This is a genomic window from Pelagerythrobacter marensis (genome assembly GCF_036700095.1).
Lineage (GTDB): Bacteria > Pseudomonadota > Alphaproteobacteria > Sphingomonadales > Sphingomonadaceae > Pelagerythrobacter > Pelagerythrobacter marensis_A.
In genome coordinates, this window is sequence record NZ_CP144918.1 from 63,090 (window position 1) to 81,201 (window position 18,112).

The 18,112-nt window shown below is 66.7% G+C and carries 16 protein-coding genes and 1 tRNA gene; 6 read left to right on the plus strand and 11 right to left on the minus strand.

From position 1 onward, the window contains the following. Positions 1–79: 79 nt before the first annotated feature. Positions 80–1,492 carry a succinylglutamate-semialdehyde dehydrogenase gene (gene astD / locus V5F89_RS00280; protein WP_338446276.1) on the plus strand — a complete coding sequence of 471 codons (1,413 nt, stop codon included), beginning with the start codon at positions 80–82 and terminating at the stop codon, positions 1,490–1,492. Here astD and V5F89_RS00285 read toward each other — a convergent pair. Continuing rightward, positions 1,479–2,240 (minus strand): hypothetical protein, encoded by a 762-nt coding sequence (locus V5F89_RS00285; protein WP_338446277.1) that lies wholly within the window; start codon positions 2,238–2,240, stop codon positions 1,479–1,481. The genes astD and V5F89_RS00285 overlap by 14 nt on opposite strands. Before the next feature lie 86 nt (positions 2,241–2,326). On the opposite strand from V5F89_RS00285, the gene V5F89_RS00290 reads away from it, so the two are divergent. Next, the gene (locus V5F89_RS00290) at positions 2,327–3,436 is read left to right on the plus strand and encodes a PA0069 family radical SAM protein (protein ID WP_338446278.1); all 1,110 of its coding nucleotides are present in this window, start codon (positions 2,327–2,329) and stop codon (positions 3,434–3,436) included. Positions 3,437–3,481: 45 nt separating this feature from the next. Here V5F89_RS00290 and V5F89_RS00295 read toward each other — a convergent pair whose 3' ends face one another. The 3 genes from V5F89_RS00295 to V5F89_RS00305 are packed head-to-tail and all read right to left on the minus strand — an operon-like array spanning position 3,482 to position 6,454. Next, positions 3,482–4,378, minus strand: a complete 897-nt coding sequence (locus V5F89_RS00295; protein ID WP_338446279.1) for an RES family NAD+ phosphorylase — start codon at positions 4,376–4,378, stop codon at positions 3,482–3,484. Positions 4,379–4,415: 37 nt separating this feature from the next. Continuing rightward, positions 4,416–4,847 carry a DUF1330 domain-containing protein gene (locus tag V5F89_RS00300; RefSeq protein WP_338446280.1) on the minus strand — a complete coding sequence of 144 codons (432 nt, stop codon included), beginning with the start codon at positions 4,845–4,847 and terminating at the stop codon, positions 4,416–4,418. Next, positions 4,844–6,454: a long-chain fatty acid--CoA ligase gene (locus V5F89_RS00305; protein ID WP_338446281.1), complete on the minus strand. Its 1,611-nt coding sequence runs from the start codon at positions 6,452–6,454 to the stop codon at positions 4,844–4,846. The genes V5F89_RS00300 and V5F89_RS00305 overlap by 4 nt, the downstream gene beginning before the upstream one ends. 83 nt (positions 6,455–6,537) lie before the next feature. Here V5F89_RS00305 and V5F89_RS00310 point away from each other — a divergent pair, with 83 nt between their 5' ends. Continuing rightward, positions 6,538–6,945 (plus strand): hypothetical protein, encoded by a 408-nt coding sequence (locus V5F89_RS00310; RefSeq protein ID WP_338446282.1) that lies wholly within the window; start codon positions 6,538–6,540, stop codon positions 6,943–6,945. On the opposite strand, the gene dnaE is transcribed toward V5F89_RS00310, so the two are convergent. The 5 genes from dnaE to V5F89_RS00335 all read right to left on the minus strand — a co-directional run bounded on the left by dnaE (position 6,886) and on the right by V5F89_RS00335 (position 13,268). Next, a complete protein-coding gene (gene dnaE / locus V5F89_RS00315) occupies positions 6,886–10,359 on the minus strand; it encodes a DNA polymerase III subunit alpha (protein ID WP_338446283.1) in 3,474 nt (1,157 codons plus the stop codon). The genes V5F89_RS00310 and dnaE overlap by 60 nt on opposite strands. A gap of 122 nt (positions 10,360–10,481) precedes the next feature. After that, the gene (locus V5F89_RS00320) at positions 10,482–10,973 is read right to left on the minus strand and encodes a glutathione peroxidase (RefSeq protein WP_338446284.1); all 492 of its coding nucleotides are present in this window, start codon (positions 10,971–10,973) and stop codon (positions 10,482–10,484) included. Positions 10,974–11,033: 60 nt separating this feature from the next. Beyond that, on the minus strand, positions 11,034–11,309 hold the full coding sequence (locus V5F89_RS00325; RefSeq protein WP_338446285.1) for a hypothetical protein: 276 nt from the start codon (positions 11,307–11,309) through the stop codon (positions 11,034–11,036). A 50-nt stretch (positions 11,310–11,359) separates the two neighbouring features. Then, the gene (locus V5F89_RS00330) at positions 11,360–12,034 is read right to left on the minus strand and encodes an ABC transporter ATP-binding protein (RefSeq protein WP_338446286.1); all 675 of its coding nucleotides are present in this window, start codon (positions 12,032–12,034) and stop codon (positions 11,360–11,362) included. After that, on the minus strand, positions 12,027–13,268 hold the full coding sequence (locus tag V5F89_RS00335; RefSeq protein ID WP_338446287.1) for a lipoprotein-releasing ABC transporter permease subunit: 1,242 nt from the start codon (positions 13,266–13,268) through the stop codon (positions 12,027–12,029). Before V5F89_RS00335 ends, V5F89_RS00330 begins: the two co-directional genes overlap by 8 nt. 165 nt (positions 13,269–13,433) lie before the next feature. On the opposite strand from V5F89_RS00335, the gene purF reads away from it, so the two are divergent. Then, the gene (gene purF, locus V5F89_RS00340; protein WP_338446288.1) at positions 13,434–14,900 is read left to right on the plus strand and encodes an amidophosphoribosyltransferase; all 1,467 of its coding nucleotides are present in this window, start codon (positions 13,434–13,436) and stop codon (positions 14,898–14,900) included. After that, positions 14,900–15,622 carry an SDR family NAD(P)-dependent oxidoreductase gene (locus tag V5F89_RS00345; protein WP_338447589.1) on the plus strand — a complete coding sequence of 241 codons (723 nt, stop codon included), beginning with the start codon at positions 14,900–14,902 and terminating at the stop codon, positions 15,620–15,622. Before purF ends, V5F89_RS00345 begins: the two co-directional genes overlap by 1 nt. Positions 15,623–16,052: 430 nt before the next feature. Here the strand turns inward: V5F89_RS00345 and V5F89_RS00350 are convergent, their stop codons facing one another. Both V5F89_RS00350 and V5F89_RS00355 read right to left on the minus strand, forming a co-directional pair. Then, positions 16,053–16,370: a hypothetical protein gene (locus tag V5F89_RS00350; protein ID WP_338446289.1), complete on the minus strand. Its 318-nt coding sequence runs from the start codon at positions 16,368–16,370 to the stop codon at positions 16,053–16,055. 286 nt (positions 16,371–16,656) lie between these two features. Then, a tRNA-Ser gene (locus tag V5F89_RS00355) sits at positions 16,657–16,747 on the minus strand. A 261-nt stretch (positions 16,748–17,008) separates the two neighbouring features. On the opposite strand from V5F89_RS00355, the gene V5F89_RS00360 reads away from it, so the two are divergent. Further along, positions 17,009–18,088, plus strand: a complete 1,080-nt coding sequence (locus tag V5F89_RS00360) for a peptidylprolyl isomerase (protein ID WP_338446290.1) — start codon at positions 17,009–17,011, stop codon at positions 18,086–18,088. The last annotated feature ends 24 nt before the right edge of the window (positions 18,089–18,112 follow it).

An 18,112-nucleotide genomic window follows, 5' to 3' on the forward strand; every position in this document is an offset into this window, starting at 1 on the left:
CTGGCGGACTGTCGGTTTGTGACTACATGGCGCTTGTGGCATTGGCCGGCTGGCCGAAATTTCAGGGAATTAAGCTCTGGTGAGCAGTGACATCGTTTCGTTCGAGCCCGCGACGGGCGGGGAATTGTGGCGCAGCCCCGCAGGCGACGTCGACGCCGCGGTCGAGCGCGCCCGCCGCGCCTGGCCGGAATGGGCGGCGCAACCGCTTGCGACCCGGATCGAGCTGTGCCGGCGCTTCGCCAACGAAGTGCGCAAGCAGGCGGACGCTTTCGCCGAACTGATCGCGCGCGAAACCGGCAAGCCGCTGTGGGAAGCCCACACCGAAGTCGAAACGGTCATCAAGAAAGTGGACATCTCGGTCACCGCCTATGCGGAGCGGACCGGGCAGAAGAAGCTCGACAGCGCCTTGCAGGGCACGGCCGCCGTCCGGCACAAGCCGCACGGGGTCATGGCCGTGCTCGGCCCCTACAACTTCCCCGCGCACCTGCCCAACGGTCACATCGTTCCGGCGCTGATCGCGGGCAACGTGGTGGTCTTCAAGCCGAGCGAGAAGACGCCCGCCGTGGGCGAGTTTCTGGTCGAATGTTTCCACCGCGCCGGGATTACCGACGCTGTCGTGCAATTGCTGGTCGGCGGGCCGGACGAAGGCAAGGCGCTGGTCGCCCACCGCGGGGTCGACGGGGTGCTGTTCACCGGATCGGCCCAGGCCGGCATCGCGATCAACCGCAAGCTGGCGACCAGCCCGGGCAAGATCGTGGCGCTGGAAATGGGCGGCAACAACCCGATCGTGGCGATGGATACGCCGAAAGTGTCCGACGCGGCCACGCTGGTGATCCAGTCGGCCTTCACCTCCGCCGGACAGCGCTGCACCGCGGCGCGGCGGCTGATCGTGAAGGACAGCATGTACGATGCGCTGGTAGGCGAGGTGAAGGCGCTGGCGAGCCGCATCGTGGTCGACGAACCCTTTGCCGACCCCGCGCCCTTCATGGGCCCGGTGATCGACAACCAGGCGGCCGACCAGCTGATGGAAAGCTTCCTCTATCTGCTGTCGAACGGGGGCAAGGCGATTCGCCACATGACCCGGCCCGACGACGACCTGCCGTTCCTGTCGCCCGCGATCATCGACACGACCGCGATGGCCGAGCGCCCCGACGTCGAACTGTTCGGCCCGCTCCTGCAAGTGATCCGCGTCGCCGACCTCGACGAGGGGATAGCGGAGGCGAACAATACCCGGTTCGGCCTCTCCGCTTCGCTGATCGGGGGCACGCCGCAGGATTACAACCGGTTCTGGGCCAATATCCGCGCCGGGATCGTCAACTGGAACCGGCCCACGAACGGCGCCTCCTCCGCCGCGCCGTTCGGCGGGATCGGCCTGTCGGGCAACCACCGCCCGGCGGCTTACTACGCCGCCGACTACTGCGCCTATCCGGTCGCGAGCACCGAGATGGATCAGCCGCGCGCCAGCCCGGGCGTGGGCTTCAGGGACGCCTGACCGGGCGCGCCGCCGCCGGTGGCGACTGCCAGGCGACGAGATCGACCGCGGTCGCCCCTTCGCCATCGGTGTGGGCGTAGACGGCGAAGGCGGCCCCTCCCCGCGTTCCTTGCAGAACCTGCTCTTCGCCCCGTTCCGACCGGCGCGAGGTATAGCCCGCCGCGCGGGCCCGCGTGTGATAGAACGCCAGCACTTCGGCCAGCGGCACCGGCGTGCGGAACACCGCGGCCCGCAGGGCGCAGGCCGGGGAATCGTTGCCCGCCGCATCCTGCGCCGCGGCACGCGGATAGAGGGGAAAGACCTCGGGCATCCGGGCGGCCCAGATAAAGCCGCGCTCCGCCTGTTTGGCGCACTGTTCGCCCGCTCCGGCCAGAACGGCCCGCTGGGTCAGCGAGAGGCGCGCGGCGAGCGGAGCGGGCTCTCCGGTCTCCTCCACCGGCGGCAATTCCATCATCGCCTCGCGCCCGCCGACCAGCGCCATCGCCTCGTCCCGCGCCGCTTCGACGGCGCGCGGGGTGCGGTTTTCCAGCGGCAGCGCGCCGTCGATACCGCCGGTCAGCGCGGCATTGGCTTCGTTCTGGCGCGACAGGTCGGGATCGACGAGAATCGGATCGTTGATCGCCGCCAGAACCGCCGGATCGACCTGCCGCTCGGGCGCAGGCGGATCGGCCTCGCCGCAGGCGGCAAGCGGCACGAGTGCCAGCCCCGCCAGCGCGGAGACGATCGGTTTTGCCCGGGCTTCGAACATCCGGGCGGCCTAGCGCAAATTTGCGAGAATAGGGTTAACCGCACGGAACGCTGGCAAACCGCTTTTGTTCATGCTATGTTCCGATCATGGATCGACGCCTCGAACCCGAACTCGAACCCGAAATCGGCGGCCGCGGTGCGCAGTCGAGCGCGGTTCCGACGCGATTCGGCCTGGCCACGCGCGAGGCCGATGGCGACTGGCGCGATCACGTCGAATCGCTGGACGGTCCGCCGGTCAAGCTGCGGACCACGGTGACCGAGGAAAATCCCAGGACGATCCTCACCTTCAATCGCTCGCCCGACATTGCATTCGACCGCTCGATCAACGCCTATCGCGGGTGCGAGCATGGCTGCATCTACTGTTTCGCGCGCCCCACCCATGCCTATCACGATCTCTCCCCCGGGCTCGATTTCGAGACGCGGCTGTTTGCCAAGCCCGCCGCGGCGGAGCTGCTGCGCGCGACGCTGGCCAAGCCCGCCTATCGCCCGCGCCCGATCGCGATGGGCACCAACACCGACCCCTACCAACCGATAGAGCGCCGCTATCGCATTACCCGCCAGGTGCTGGAGGTCTGCCTCGACGCGCGGCATCCGGTCACCATCACGACCAAGTCCGACCGGGTGATCGACGATCTCGATCTTCTCGTGCAGCTTGCGCGGCGGCGGCTGGTGGCGGTGGCGGTTTCGGTGACGACGCTCGACCCGAAGCTGTCGGGCAAGCTCGAACCGCGCGCGGCCGCCCCGGCCAAACGGCTGGCGGCGCTGGGCAAACTGGTCGACGCCGGGGTTCCCGCGCACTGCTCGGTCGCCCCGATCATCCCGGCCATTACCGATGCCTTCATGGAAGAGATCGTGGCGCGCGCCGCCGCCCTCGGCGTGCGTTCGGCCGGGTGGATTCCGCTGCGCCTGCCGCACGAGGTGGCGCCGCTGTTTCGCGAATGGCTCTCGGTCCATTTCCCCGAACGGGGGGACAAGGTCATGTCCATCGTGCGTTCGATCCGCGCCAAAGACGGACAGGGGCGCGACAACGATCCCGACTTCTTCAGCCGGATGAAGCCGAGCGGCGTCTGGGCCGACCTCTTCCGCGCCCGCTTCCGCCTCGCCTGCAAGCGCGCCGGCATCGGCAAGACGCGGTTCGAACTGGACTGCTCGCAATTCCGCCGGCCCGAAGTCGGCGGACAGATGCGATTGCTCTGAGGCGGGGGTGCGGGGCAGGCCGGCGCCGTCTCGATGAAAGCGGCTCTAACCTTCGGATTCCTCGCCATGGGGGATCCACAGCGGGTCGAGCTGGACCGCCGTGTTCGGGCGCGGGTCGTGCTCGGCCGACCAGTGGAGCCGCCCTTCCGGGGTCACGCCGGAGACATGCAGAACCCGATCGAGATCGTACATTCCCATCGCGAGGTGCCGCGCGCGCGATCGGCGGGCGGAAAACAGCCCCCATTTCTTCCACACCCGCTCCGTCCGCACGGCGAAGCATACGCCGCCCAGGTGCCGGCGGCTGGGATAGGCGATGGCGTCGATCGTCGGGTGGCGGCCGAACAGCGCGAGCGCGACCTGCGAACTGGTGACGTAATCGTCGTCGCGGCTGGTCAGGCAATCGAGCAGGAAGGCATCGGCCATCAGGATCGCCCGCGCCTCCTGAGGCGGGCAGGCGGCGAGCGAATCGGTCAGCTTCAGCGCATCCTGCGGCGCCAGGAACGCGGTGCCGGTGCGATAGGCCTGTATCCACTCGCCGATCGGCGCCACCTGCACCGATTGGCCGGGGCGGATGCTGAAATCCGACAGGACGACATCGTCGTCGTCCGCGCGCACTTCGGACAGCGCGGTGTCGCGCCGGTCGGCGAGATAGAGCACCGCGAACCCTTCGGGATTGGCCCGGCCCGGCGCCTGCCGCTGCCCCTTGCGCCAGATCAGTTCCTCGACCGTGTCGACGCTATCGCCGGGATCGAGCACGCGCGCCCGGCGATAGCGCGCGGCCTGGCCCCAGTCATGCGCGATGATCGGGTGATGCGCGACGAGATGGGCGATCGTCGCCGCGCGCGCATCCTCGTCCGCGGCATCGAATTCGGCGATCAGCCTCACAAGCTCTTCGGTGGGAACGGGCGGGAACCTGTCGGTCAGGCACGTTTCGGCATCCATGGCCCTGCTCTAACCCCCGAATATGACAGTTCCGTCGTCAGCCGAAGCCGTCGCCGCCCTCGCCCGGCTTGAAGCGCACAAGGCGGCTGTCCACCAGGGCGGCGGTGCGGTTGACGACCGCCTTCTGGTATTCGGGATCCTTGATCATCTCGAAGAACCCCGCGCTGTTGGGGTATTGCGCGACGAAGCCGTCGTGCCAGCGGCGATCGTCCGGCCCGGTCACCATCGTCTGGAACACGCCGCGCCAGACGATACTGCCGCCCACGCGGCGGAAAATCGGCCCGCTGGTGCGGCCGTATTCCTCGTAAGCGCGGCGCCCCGTCCAGCCTTTGCCGGCATGTTCGTGCCCTGCCGGATATTCCGCGAGATCGCGATAGAGCAGCAGGTTGAGCATATGGATCGGCTCGTCGCGCGGCAGGGCCTTGAAGGCATCGAAATTGGCGCGGCTCGGGTCGATATAAACGGTCATTCGGCGGCCTCCAGCTTGTAATCCGAAAAGCGTGCGCGCAGATCCTTCTTGCTGATCTTGCCGGTCGCGGTGTGCGGAATCTCGTCGACGAATTCGACCGCATCGGGCAGCCACCATTTCGCCACCAGCGGCTCGAGATGGGCGATCACCTCTTCCGCCGTGCATTCGCAGCCGCCCTTGACGACGACGAACAGGACGGGGCGCTCGTCCCACTTGGGATGCGGCATTCCGATCGCCGCCGCCTCGGCCACCTTGGGATGGCCGCAGGCGGCATTTTCCAGTTCGACCGAGCTGATCCACTCGCCGCCGGACTTGATCACGTCCTTGGTCCGGTCGGTCAGTTGCAGCGTCCCGTCGGGATGAAGAATGCCGACATCGCCGGTGTTGAACCACCCATCCTCGGTCACCGCGTCTTCTTCCGCCTTGAAGTAGCGCTTGATGATCCAGGGCCCGCGGATCTGCAGCGCGCCCGCGCTCTTGCCGTCGCGGGGAAGCTGCTTGCTCCAGTCGTCGAGATCGACCGTGCGCAGCTCGACCCCGAAGACCGGCCGGCCCTGCCGCGTCACGATGTCCACCTGCTCTTCGAACGAGAGGCTGTCCCAGTCGGGCGTCGGCGCGCCGACCGTGCCGATGGGCGAGGTTTCGGTCATGCCCCAGGCATGGGCCACCCGGCTGCCGTTCTTCATCAGCCGTTCGATCATGAAACGCGGCGCGGCCGAACCGCCGATGATCGCCTGTTGCAACTTGGGAAGCGGGGTCCCGGTGCTGTCGCAATGCTGGAACATCGCCAGCCAGACGGTCGGCACCCCGGCCGAATGGGTCACGCCTTCGCGCTCCATCAGCTCGCACAGGACCGCCGGATCGTTGACCGCCGCATAGACGAACTTGACCCCCGTGATCGCGCCGGCCCAGGGCAGCCCCCAGCTGGCCGCATGGAACATCGGCACGACCGGCAGCATGACGCTGCGCGCATCGAAATCGAAGGCATTGGGCTGGACGCCCGACATCGCGTGGATCATGGTCGAGCGGTGTTCGTAGAGCACGCCCTTCGGGTTGCCCGTCGTGCCGCTGGTATAGCACAGCATGCACGGGTCCCGCTCGTCGACCGCCACCCACGACGTATCGCCGTCGTGCGCGCCGATCCAGTCTTCGAATGCGACGCCATCGAACCCCTCGGGCGGGTCGTAGCAGATATAGTGCTCGATAGTGGTCCATTTGTCGCGCATCTTGTCGACGATCGGCTGGAACGCGGCATCGTAGAGCAGCACGCGATCCTCGGCATGGTTGGCGATATATTCGAGCTGGTCCTCGAACAGGCGCGGGTTGATCGTGTGCAGCACGCCCCCCGCTCCCGCCACGCCGTACCAGCTGACCAGGTGGCGCGAATGGTTCATCGCCAGCGTGGCCACCCGGTCGCCCTTCGCGATGCCGAGCGCGCGCAGGGCCTGCGTCATCCGCAAGGCATCGCGGCGAATGCCCGCCCAGGTCGCGCGCGTTTCCGTGCCGTCGGCCCAGTAGGTCACATGCTCGCGCGTGCCGTGTTCGCGCGCGGCATGATCGATCAGGTGGGTTACCATCAGGTCCCAGTCCTGCATGGCTCCAAGCATAACCGTCCTCTCCCATTCGATTTCGCTTTGCCACTTTCATGGCGATGCTTGCGCGGCATTGCAATCGGCTGCAAAGGCCGAGCATGAGCCCGCTTCAGCACACCAAGCTTTTCCTCATCGAATATACCCACCTCGCGAAAGACGCGCTGCACATCTACGTGGCGCTGGCGATCCTGCTGGGGGCCTGCCTGGTGTTCGGCTGGAAAGTGCGCCAGTGGCGCCCCTGGCTGCTGGTCCTGGCGGCGGCGCTCGCCGGCGAAGTGTGGGACTGGTACGAAAACGACGCTCTCGGCCGCAGCGCCGATTACGATGGCCACTGGAAGGATCTGTGGAACACCATGCTGGTGCCCACGATCCTGCTGCTCGCCGCGCGCTACACGCCGATTTTCGAGAAACCGCGGGCGCCGGATGCCGAAAGAAGGGACGCCCCCTCAGGCGACGAGGCGCAAGTGCCCGCCCCCGCGGCGGGTGGTGAGCGAGACTTTGTCTAGCCCCGGCACTTCGGCCAGCCGCTCCGCCAGTTCGCCGTCGATCTGATAGTCGCGGCCGAGGCGCAGCAACGGTTCCACGTCCATCCCGGTCTTCAACCGCACGTAGACTTCGCCATGGCCCGGCGTGCCGACCGCCAGCGCCATCTTCAGCTCGGTCAGCGCCTCGGGCGTGGCGACGTCCATCGAAAGCACCATGCGCGACCCGCTCTTGACTTCGTCCAGCGGGCGCGCGCCGCGCACCGTCACCCGTGGCGGCTCGTCGGGGCTGGGGCTGTCGAGTTCGACGTTCAGCAGCACGCAAGTCCCCTCCGCCGCCCATTTCTGGAAGCTTTCGACCAGCGATTCCTCGAAACAGGCGGCGCTGAACTGGCCGGTGCTGTCGGAGAAGTCGGCGCGCACGAACTCGCCCCCGCGGCGGGTCCGGCCCTTGCTCACTTTCTCCACCATCGCCGCCATCACCGCCGGCTGGCGCCCGCCCGCCGAGCCGCCGCCTTCCATCAGGCTCTGGTAACTGCGCGCGCCGTTGGCGCTGGCGATCGCGCGATATTGCTCCACCGGATGGGCGGAGAAATAGAACCCGAAATTCTCCCGCTCGTTCGCCATCCGCTCGGAGCGGCTCCACGGCTCGGCCTCCTTCAGCCGCAGCGTGTCGCCCGCGCGTTCTTCCCCGCCGAACAGCCCCGCCTGTCCGCTCTCCCGCTCGCGGTTGGCGGCCTCGGCCACGGCCAGCAGCATGTCGATATTGGCGTAAAGCTTCGCCCGGTCGGGTTCGAGGCTGTCGAGCGCGCCGGCGCAGATCAGACCTTCGAGCTGGCGGCTGTTCATCGAGCCTTTCGGCAATCGCTCGAACAGGTCCTGCAGGCTTTCGAACCAGCCGTTCGCCTCACGCTCGGCGACGAGTGCCTCCATCGCCCGCTCGCCGACGTTGCGAATGCCCGCCAGCGCATAGCGCACGGCATAGCCTTCGTCGGTGCGCTCGACCGTGAATTCGGCTTCCGAGCGGTTGACGTCGGGCGCGCGCACTTCGACCCCGCCGCGCCGCGCGTCGTCCACGAACAGCGCCAGCTTTTCCGACTGGTGCATGTCGAAACACATCGATGCGGCGTAGAACTCTTCCGGGTAATGCGCCTTGAGCCAGGCCGTCTGATAGGCGAGCAGCGCGTAAGCGGCGGCGTGCGACTTGTTGAAGCCGTAGCCGGCGAACTTGTCGATCAAGTCGAACAGCTCGTTGGCCTGTTTCGGTTCGATTCCCGAAACCGTCTTGCATCCTTCGACGAAGCGTTCGCGCTGGGCGTCCATCTCGGCCTGGACTTTCTTGCCCATCGCGCGCCGCAGCAAGTCGGCATCGCCGAGCGAATAGCCGGCGAGGATCTGCGCCGCCTGCATGACCTGTTCCTGATAGACGAAGATGCCGTAAGTCTCGGCCAGGATCTGCTCCAGCTTGGGGTGCGGATACTCGATCGGCACTTCGCCCGCCTTGCGCTTGCCGAACAGCGGGATGTTGTCCATCGGGCCGGGGCGGTAGAGCGAAACGAGCGCGATGATGTCTTCGAACTTGGTCGGCTTCACCGCGGTCAGCGTGCGCCGCATCCCCTCCGATTCGAGCTGGAACACGCCGACCGTGTCGCCGCGCTTGAGCAGGTCGTAGACCGCCGGGTCGTCCCACGCCAGTTGCCCCAGATCGACCGCGATCCCGCGCTTACCGAGCAGTTGCACGGCTTTCTGCAGGACCGACAGGGTCTTGAGGCCGAGGAAGTCGAACTTGACCAGTCCCGAGCTTTCGACATGCTTCATGTCGAACTGCGTCACCGGCATGTCCGACCGCGGATCGCGGTAGAGCGGCACAAGCTGAGCCAGCGGCCGGTCGCCGATCACCACGCCGGCCGCGTGGGTCGAGCTGTTGCGCGGGAACCCTTCCAGCTGCATCGCCAGATCGACGAGCCGCTTCACCTCGTTGTCGTTGTCGTATTCGCGCTTGAAATCGGCCGCGCCGTTCAGCGCGCGCGGCAGGGTCCAGGGGTCGGTCGGATGGTTGGGCACCATCTTGCACAGCCGGTCGACGTGGCCATAGCTCATCTGCAGAATCCGACCGCAGTCGCGCAGGACCGCGCGCGCCTTGAGCTTTCCGAAGGTGATGATCTGCGCGACGTGATCGTGGCCGTACTTGCGCTGGACATAGCGGATCACTTCGCCGCGGCGCGTTTCGCAGAAGTCGATGTCGAAGTCGGGCATCGAAACGCGCTCGGGGTTGAGGAAGCGTTCGAACAGCAGCCCCAGCCGGATCGGATCGAGATCGGTGATCGTCAGCGCCCAGGCGACCAGCGAGCCGGCGCCCGAACCGCGGCCCGGGCCGACGGGGATGTCCTGTTCCTTGGCCCACTTGATGAAGTCGGCAACGATCAGGAAATAGCCGGGGAACCCCATGCCGACGATAATGTCGACCTCGAAATCGAGCCGCTCGAAATAGACCTTGCGCTCTTCCTCGCTCAGATCCTCGTAAGCCGACAGGCGCGCTTCCAGCCCCTTGCGCGCATCCTCGGCCAGCATCCGCGCCTCGCCTTCCAGATCGCCCGCCAGGCTGGGCAGGATCGGGGGGCGGCTGGGCGGCGCAAAGGCGCAGCGTTGGGCCACGACCAGCGTGTTCGCCGTCGCCTCGGGCAAGTCGTCGAACATCTCGGCCATCGTGTCGGCCGGCTTGACCCATGCCTCGCGGTTGGAGCGGACGCGGTCCTCCGCCTCGATATGCGTCGAGCCGGCAATGCACAGCATGGCATCGTGCGCATGATACATGTGCGGTTCGGCGAAATTGGCGGGGTTGGTCGCGATCAGCGGCAGGTCTCGGCGATAGGCGAGATCGACCAGCACCTCTTCCGCCGCGCTCTCCACCGGGTCGTCGCGCCGCGCCAGCTCGATATAGAGCCGGCCGGGGAAAAGCGCCGCCAGCCGTTCCAGCAGCGCATCGGCATGATCGTTCTGCCCTTCGGCCAGGAGCCGGGTCAGAGCCCCCTCGCTGGCGCCGGTCAGCGCGATCAGGCCGTCGGTCCGCCCTTCAAAATCGGCCATCGCGACATGCGGCTCCAGCTCCAGCGAACGGTCGAGATGCGCGCGGCTGACCAGATGGCACAGGTTGTCCCACCCCGCCTCATCCTGGGCATAGAGCGGCAGGTAGTCGATCTGCTTGCCTTCGGCATCGCGGGCGACCCCCAGAAGGGTGCCTATGATCGGCTGAATCCCTTCGTCGAAGCAGGCCCTGGCGAACATGACCGCGCCGTAAAGCCCGTTGCGGTCGCAGATCGCGATGGCCGGAAAGCCCCGCTCTTTCGCCAGCTTCGCAATCGCCTTCGGATCGATCGCGCCTTCGAGCATCGAATAGGACGAGAGCACGCGAAGGGGAACGAAGGGCGCAAAGGACATCGGGCGAATATGCGGGTGCGGCCCGGATTCGCCAAGGGGGCGGACCGCGCGTTTCCCCGGACCGCTCGCGCTGGAGTCGTTTTCAGCAAAGCTGAAGCGGCACCGGCCCGAGGAATGCGACGCTACAGCAGCGCCTCGATATCGGCGGCCAGGTTTTCCGGCTTGTCGGTCGGGCCATAGCGGCGCACGACATGGCCCTGGCGGTCGATCAGGAACTTGGTGAAGTTCCACTTCACCGCCTTCGATCCCATCAGGCCGGGCGCTTCCCGCTTCATCCAGTCGAACAGCGGCGAGGCGCCATCGCCGTTCACCTCGACTTTGGCCATGAGCGGGAAGCTGACGCCGAAATTGACCTGGCAGAACTGCGCAATTTCGTCGGCATCGCCCGGCTCCTGCCCGCCGAACTGGTTGCAGGGGAAGCCCAGCACCTCGAACCCGCGATCGCGGTAAGTGCGATAGAGCGTCTCCAGCCCTTCGTATTGCGGGGTGAAGCCGCACTTGCTGGCGGTGTTGACGACCAGCAGGACTTTGCCGAGCTTGTCCTTCAGATCGATCGTCTCGCCATTGTTGGCGGCGACGGTGAAATCGGCAATCGTGGTCTTGGGCGTGGTCATAGGGCGCTCCCGCTCCGAAAGCCCGTGCCTAGCACGATTTCGACAGGCGCGGCGGATTCTTCAGCCGGGAAAGTCGTCGCGCGCCGCGAGCGCCTCTATCTCCGCCCGTTCGAGCCGATGGTCGCCCGCCTTCTGGATCACGAACCCGCCGCGCTGCTCGGGCGGATAGGCCATGACCTGGGCGACCATTTCGGCCAAAGTCCCGCTCCGCAACCCTTTCGCACCGTCGAGCAGGCCCTGACCGTCGTCCGCCTCGTGGATGGAAGCGCGATCGTCCCACTGCACGCCCTTCTCGTGGGTTTTCGCGGCCTTGTAGGTGCTGGGATGGTCGGTCATGCAAATTCCTCCTTCGCAAAGGCCAACGCCCGAAACGCCGTGCGGGTCCGCTATTCCAGCCGCCCTTCGTGCAGCCGCAGCACGCGGTCCATCTTCGCGGCCAGCCGTTCGTTGTGCGTCGCGACCAGCGCCGCGCTCCCTTCTCCGCGCACGAGGGCGAGGAACTGTTCGAGCACGCCATCGGCCGTATGCTCGTCGAGGTTGCCGGTCGGCTCGTCGGCAAGCACCAGCGTCGGCCGGTTGGCCAGCGCGCGCGCCACGGCGACCCGTTGCTGCTCGCCGCCCGAAAGCTGGCTGGGCCGATGATCGAGCCGCTGCGCCAGGCCGAGCGCGGACAGCAGTTCGCGCGCACGATCGGTCGCCTCCTCGCGCCCGCGGCCGGCGACGAGCTGCGGCAGGATCACGTTCTCCTCCGCATTGAAATCGGGCAGCAGGTGGTGGAACTGGTACACGAAGCCCAGATGTTCGCGCCTGACGCGGGTGCGACCGTCGGAAGGCAGCGAACTGGCCTGCGTTCCGGCAATCTCTATCGATCCGCCGAAACCGCCTTCGAGCAGGCCCACTGCCTGGAGCATCGTCGACTTGCCCGATCCCGAAGGGCCGAGCAGCGCGACGATCTCCCCCGGTGCGATTTCGAGGTCGATCCCGCGCAGCACGTCGATACGCACGCCGCCCTGTTCGAAGCTGCGTGTCAGATTGGCGAGGCGGACGACGGGCTCACTCATAACGCAGCACCTGGACGGGATCGGTGCTGGAGGCCTTGAACGCCGGGTAGAGCGTGGCCAGGAAGCTCAGCACCAGCGCCAGCGCGACGATCCCGGCGATCTCCAGCGGATCGACCCGCGCGGGCAATGTGGACAGGAACCGGATCGACGGGTCCCACAGGTTCTGGCCGGTGACGACTTCGATCACTTTCACGATCTGCTGGCGGAATGCGAGGACGAGGAAGCCGAGCACCAGCCCCGCGACCGTGCCCAGCGCGCCGACCGTGAACCCGGTGGTGACGAAAATCTTCAGCAGGCTGCGCCGCGTGGCGCCCATCGTGCGCATGATCGCGATGTCGCGGGTCTTGGCGCGGACCAGCATGACCAGGCTGGAAAGGATGTTGAAGGCCGCCACCAGCACCATGAAGCTCAGCGCGAAGAACATCGCCACCCGTTCGACCTGCAGCGCTTCGAACAGCGTCGAATTGATCGTCTTCCAGGTGTTGATCACCGCCCGCCCCTCCAGCTGGCGGCGGACGGGTTCCAGAATCTCCTCCACTTTGTCCGCGTCGGTGGTCTTGATTTCGATCATGCCGACCGAATCGCCCATCAGCAGCAATTGCTGCGCATCCTGCATCGGCATGATCACGAACTGATCGTCGTAATCGTAGATCCCGACTTCGAAGATCGCGGCCACGCGATAGCCGACCTGGCGCGGCATTGTCCCGAACGGCGTCGCCCGGCCTTCGGGATTGTAGAGCGTGATCGTATCGCCCGCGCGCAGCCCCATATTGGCCGCCAGACGCGATCCCAGCGCGACATTTTTCGCGCCGCCCTGCAATTCGCCCAGATTGCCGGCAACCAGGTTGGGCGCGAGGTCGCGAATATCCTCCTGCGTGTTGCCGCGCACCAGCACGCCGGCGATTCGGCCGTTGTAGCTGGCCATCAGCGGCTTTTCGATCAGCGGAGAGGCGCTGACCACGCCGGGCGTTTCGCGCACGTCCTGCAGCACGCTTTCCCAGTTATCGAGCCGCTCGCCATAGGCCTGCACGATCGCATGGCCGTTCAGCCCCACGATCTTGTCGAGCAGTTCGGCGCGGAAACCGTTCATCACGCTCATCACGATCACCAGCATGGCGACCGAGAGCATGACGACCCCGATGCTGATCCCGGCGACCAGCGCAATGAACGCCTCGCTCTTGCCGGGCAGCAGGTAACGCCGGGCGATCGTTCGTTCGAAAAGAGAAAGTACCAAGGGCGAAGGGTTCTTCCGTTGCTGGGATGCCCGGCTTTAGGGTTGCTTTCCTGACCGTGCAATGAAATCCCTGATGCACGCGGCGGGCGCCACGCTACCCTTGTAATCGCGCGGTAACATCGCCATTGAGCGCCGCGAGACGCGCGCAACCGGATCGCATCGCAAATGAACCTCACCCACCCGTTCCGCGACGAGGACGGCGACAAGCTCCGCGAGGAGTGCGGCGTCTTCGGCGCGATCAATGCAGCCGACGCCGCGGCGGCGACCGCGCTGGGCCTGCACGCGCTGCAGCATCGCGGGCAGGAAGCCGCGGGCATAACCAGCTTCGACGGCACCGAGTTCTATCAGCGCCGCGGAATCGGCCAGGTGGCCGAAAACTTCTCGTCGAGCGAGGCGATCGCGGAGCTGCCCGGCTTCATGGCGGCCGGCCATGTGCGCTATTCCACCACCGGGGGATCGGGCCTGCGCAACATTCAGCCGCTCTATGCCGATCTCGCCAGCGGCGGTTTTTCGGTCGCGCACAACGGCAATATCTCGAACGCCGGCGCGCTGCGGCAGGAACTGGTCGGCAAAGGCGCGATCTTCCAGTCGACTTCGGATACAGAGGTCATCATCCACCTCGTCGCGACCAGCCGCTATCCGACGATGAGCGACCGGCTGATCGACGCCCTGCGGCTGATCGAGGGCGCTTACGCGCTGATCGTAATGACGCCCGAGGGGATGATCGCCTGCCGCGACCCGCTGGGCATTCGCCCGCTGGTGATGGGCAAGATGGGCGATGCCACCGTGTTCGCCAGCGAAACGGTCGCCTTCGACGTCGTCGGGGCCGAATTCGTCCGGCAGGTCGAACCGGGCGAACTGATCAAGGTCGATTTCGACGGCAATGTCGATTCGCTGCATCCGTTCGGCACGCACAACCCGCGTCCGTGCATTTTCGAGCATGTCTATTTCAGCCGGCCCGATTCGATTTTCGACGGCCGCAGCGTCTATGCCGCGCGCAAGGCGATCGGCGAGCAGCTCGCGATCGAAAGTCCGGTGGATGCCGACCTCGTGGTTCCGGTGCCCGACAGCGGCGTTCCCGCGGCGATCGGCTATGCCCAGCAATCGGGCGTGCCGTTCGAACTGGGCATCATCCGCTCGCACTATGTCGGGCGCACTTTCATCCAGCCGAGCGACGGCGCCCGCCATTCCAGCGTCAAGCGCAAGCACAACGCCAATCGCGCGCTGGTGGAAGGCAAGCGCATCGTGCTGATCGACGATTCGATCGTGCGCGGCACCACCAGCATGAAGATCGTCGAAATGATGCGCGAGGCCGGCGCGACCGAGGTCCACTTCCGTGTCGCCAGCCCGCCGACCGCGCATTCGTGCTTCTACGGCGTCGACACGCCCGAACGGTCCAAGCTGCTTGCCGCGCGGATGGAAATCGAACCGATGCGCGAATTCATCAAGGCGGACAGCCTCGCCTTCGTTTCGATCGACGGCCTCTATCGCGCGGTCGGCCACGAGCCGCGCGATCCGAACTGCCCGTCGTTCTGCGATGCCTGCTTCACCGGCGACTATCCCACCCCGCTGACCGATCTCGCCAACCGCGAAGATCGCGACGCCCAGCTCTCTTTCGACAAGGTCGCATGATGGCCAACAGCAAATCTCTCGAAGGGCGCGTCGCGCTCGTCACCGGCGCGAGCCGCGGGATCGGCGCGGCCACCGCGATCGCGCTTGCCGGCAGGGGCGCGCACGTGATCCTGACCGGCCGCGAGGTGCGGGCGCTGGAAAGCGTGGAGGACACGATCCACGACGCCGGCGGAAGCGCCACGATCGCGCCGCTCGACTTGTCGGAGCAGGATGGCATCGCCCGCCTTGCGGCCGCCGTCGCCGGCAGGTGGGACAAGCTCGACATTCTGGTCATTTCCGCGGCCTATCTGCCCACTCTTACCCCGGTGACGCAGATCGATCCCAAGCAGTTCGCCCAGGCCGTTACGACCAACCTCCTGGCGACCCAGGCGTTGATCGCGGCTTTCGATCCCCTGCTCAAGCGCAGCGGCCAGGCGCGGGTAATCGGCCTGACCAGCAGCGTCGGCAGCGAACCGCGGGCGTTCTGGGCGGCCTATGGCTCGACCAAGGCGGCCTTCGAATCGCTGCTCGACAGCTATGCCGAGGAAGTCCGCAAGCTGGGCGACATCCGGGTCGCCATCGTCGATCCGGGCGCGACCCGCACCGCAATGCGGGCCAAGGCCTATCCGGGGGAAGATCCCGCGACGGTGAAGGAACCCGCCGTGGTGGGCGAACGGATCGCGGCGCTGGCAGGCGAAGATTTCCCCACCCGGCATCGCGAACGCGTGGAGAATCCGGCTTAACCGCGTTCGTCAGCCCCGCCGGAAACGGCAGCAAACAGCATTCCCGGCGGCCGCGCACGCCCTATGCGGCGGCAAGCGAAAGGGAAACGGTCGTTCCGCTCGCTCCGGTGCCTACGAGCGCCTGATCCACCTCCACTCCGGCCCGCTCTCCTGCCGAGGCCGAGCGCATGGAGCGCCTTGGCGACTTCGTTTGCCCGCTCCCAGCCTCCTCCCCCGCCCTGCGTGAGCGCCTTGGCGTCTCAAACTACAACCAAAACGGGCATGAGATAGGGGAGCGATCGATTATTCGCCGGAGCGATCTTGACTCGAGGCCAGCGTCCACAGCGACACCTTGCGCCATGCGCCAGGCTGGGACTCGAGAGCAATCGCTGCGGCAGATCCGCACCGGCCGCCTTGCCGGGATCGGCTGCCGCAGACAGAATGCCGGGCGTCAGGCCCGTGTCTTCATGGCCCGGCCGATCCCCGGATCGGCCAGACTGCGCCGCCATCGCCGGATCGCGCGTTTGCAGAGATGCCCGGCGGAGTAGAACAGGAGGGCGTAGATCAGCTTCACCAGGAAATTGAGCGCCACGCTCTCGGCAGTGAAGCTGAGGTTTCTTTCGATCGCGGTGAACACAGGACTGTTCGTGGTCACAAGGCAGAGCCCGGTTATGCCCGCGGCGACGACCGGTGCGATCAGCAGGCCGGATCGCCACCGATCGGAAAACCAGCCGATAACGAACATCGCAAGCCAAGCTACAATCAGCATCTCTCCATCCCTCCGTTCGGCCGGCCCGTTTTTCGGGTCCCTGGCTACCGCAACGCGACCGGTGTTCGGCCTTCTCGTTGCGAAACTCGCGCCACTCTGGAGAATAATATGTCGCTAGACAAGATCGGGGCAAGCCGATTGTGTCCTCGCGGGAACGGGCATCGTTCTATCCGTCCTCGCTGGAACGCCTTTCCGGCATAGGCCCGGTCGAGAGGACAGCGCGGGCTTCCACCGTGCAGCCCAGGAAACACCGAGATTTTCTTGGAGATCGCGAGAAACAGCCGGGTGGCGGAGCGGGTGGGATTCGAACCCACGATACGGGGTTGCCGTATACACACTTTCCAGGCGTGCGCCTTCGACCACTCGGCCACCGCTCCGCATGCCTGCTGGGCAGAGGCGCGCACCTAGCGGGGGATCGAGGGTAGCGCAAGACGTGGCGCCCCCGGCACGCGGCGGGAAGAAGCGGGCGGGCGCGAAGGGGCGTGCACAGGCGCGCCAAAACGTGCTAGCAAGGATGTCGACGGCGGCGCTGCGCGGATCGGCATTCCCGGCGAACGCCGCCGCAGAGCCCCTTTCCGCCCCCCAAAACGCGTGGAAAGGGGCTTTTGCTTGAAGCCCGCCGCTGGCAAGCTCTCGTCATGAAGACCGCCGCCACCGCGCTGGGCGCCGCTGCGCTCGCACTCGCCCTTCCCGCCGCCGCGCAGAACGGGGCCGAGGCGCCGCCCGGTCCGGGCGAGATCGTCGCCGCCGCTCCCGCGTCCGAATGGATCGCCATCGCGCCCGAGGACCTGCTGGTGATGACGCTCGCGCCCGGGGCGGACGGGGCGGAGCGCAAGGTCGCGATTCAGCTTATGCCGCCGCCGTTCTCGCAAGGCTGGGTGGAGAATATCCGCACCCTCGCCCGCGCCGGGTGGTACGACGGAATCGCCGTCACCCGGGTGCAGGACAACTACGTCGTCCAGTGGGGCGATCCCCATGCGGAGGACGAAGCCAAGGCGAAGCCGCTGCCGGACGGGCTGCGGGTGATCGATGAAGCGAACTACGCTGTGAGCGATAGCCAGCCCGCTTTCGCGCACTTGCGCGACGCGCTGGTTGAGCGAGCTCGCCAGCGGGCGCAAATCGCACGCGACAACATCGAACGGCAAGCGGCCGCTAATCAAGCGACCCGCGACGGGTCGCCCACCATGTTCATTCCAAGGAGGGTCCCCGGAATGGTGCTGATCCAGAAGGGCCCCTATGCTGACGCGACAAGTTTCATCAATGGCTGGCCCACCGGCCTGGCTCGCGACGCAATCTGGCCCATCCACTGCTACGGCATGGTCGGTGTCGGGCGCGGGTATTCGCCCGATACCGGCTCGGGCGCCGAGCTTTACACCGTGATCGGCCATGCACCGCGCCATCTCGACCGCAATATCGCGCTGGTCGGGCGGGTGGTCGAGGGGATCGAGCATCTTTCCAGCCTGCCGCGCGGCACCGGGCCGCTGGGCTTCTACGAGGACCCGGCGCAGCATGTCCCGATCCGGTCGATCCGCGTCGCGAGCGACTTGCCCGAAAGCGAACGGCCGCGGTTCGAATATCTCTCGACCGAGGGGAAGAGTTTCGCCCGCTATGCCGAGGCGCGGGCCAACCGGCGCGATCCGTTCTTCATCGTCCCCGCCGGCGGCGCGGACATCTGCAATATTCCGGTGCCGGTGCGGCGAGTGCCGGAAGACGGCTGAACCGCCGACCGCCAGCGCCGGCCC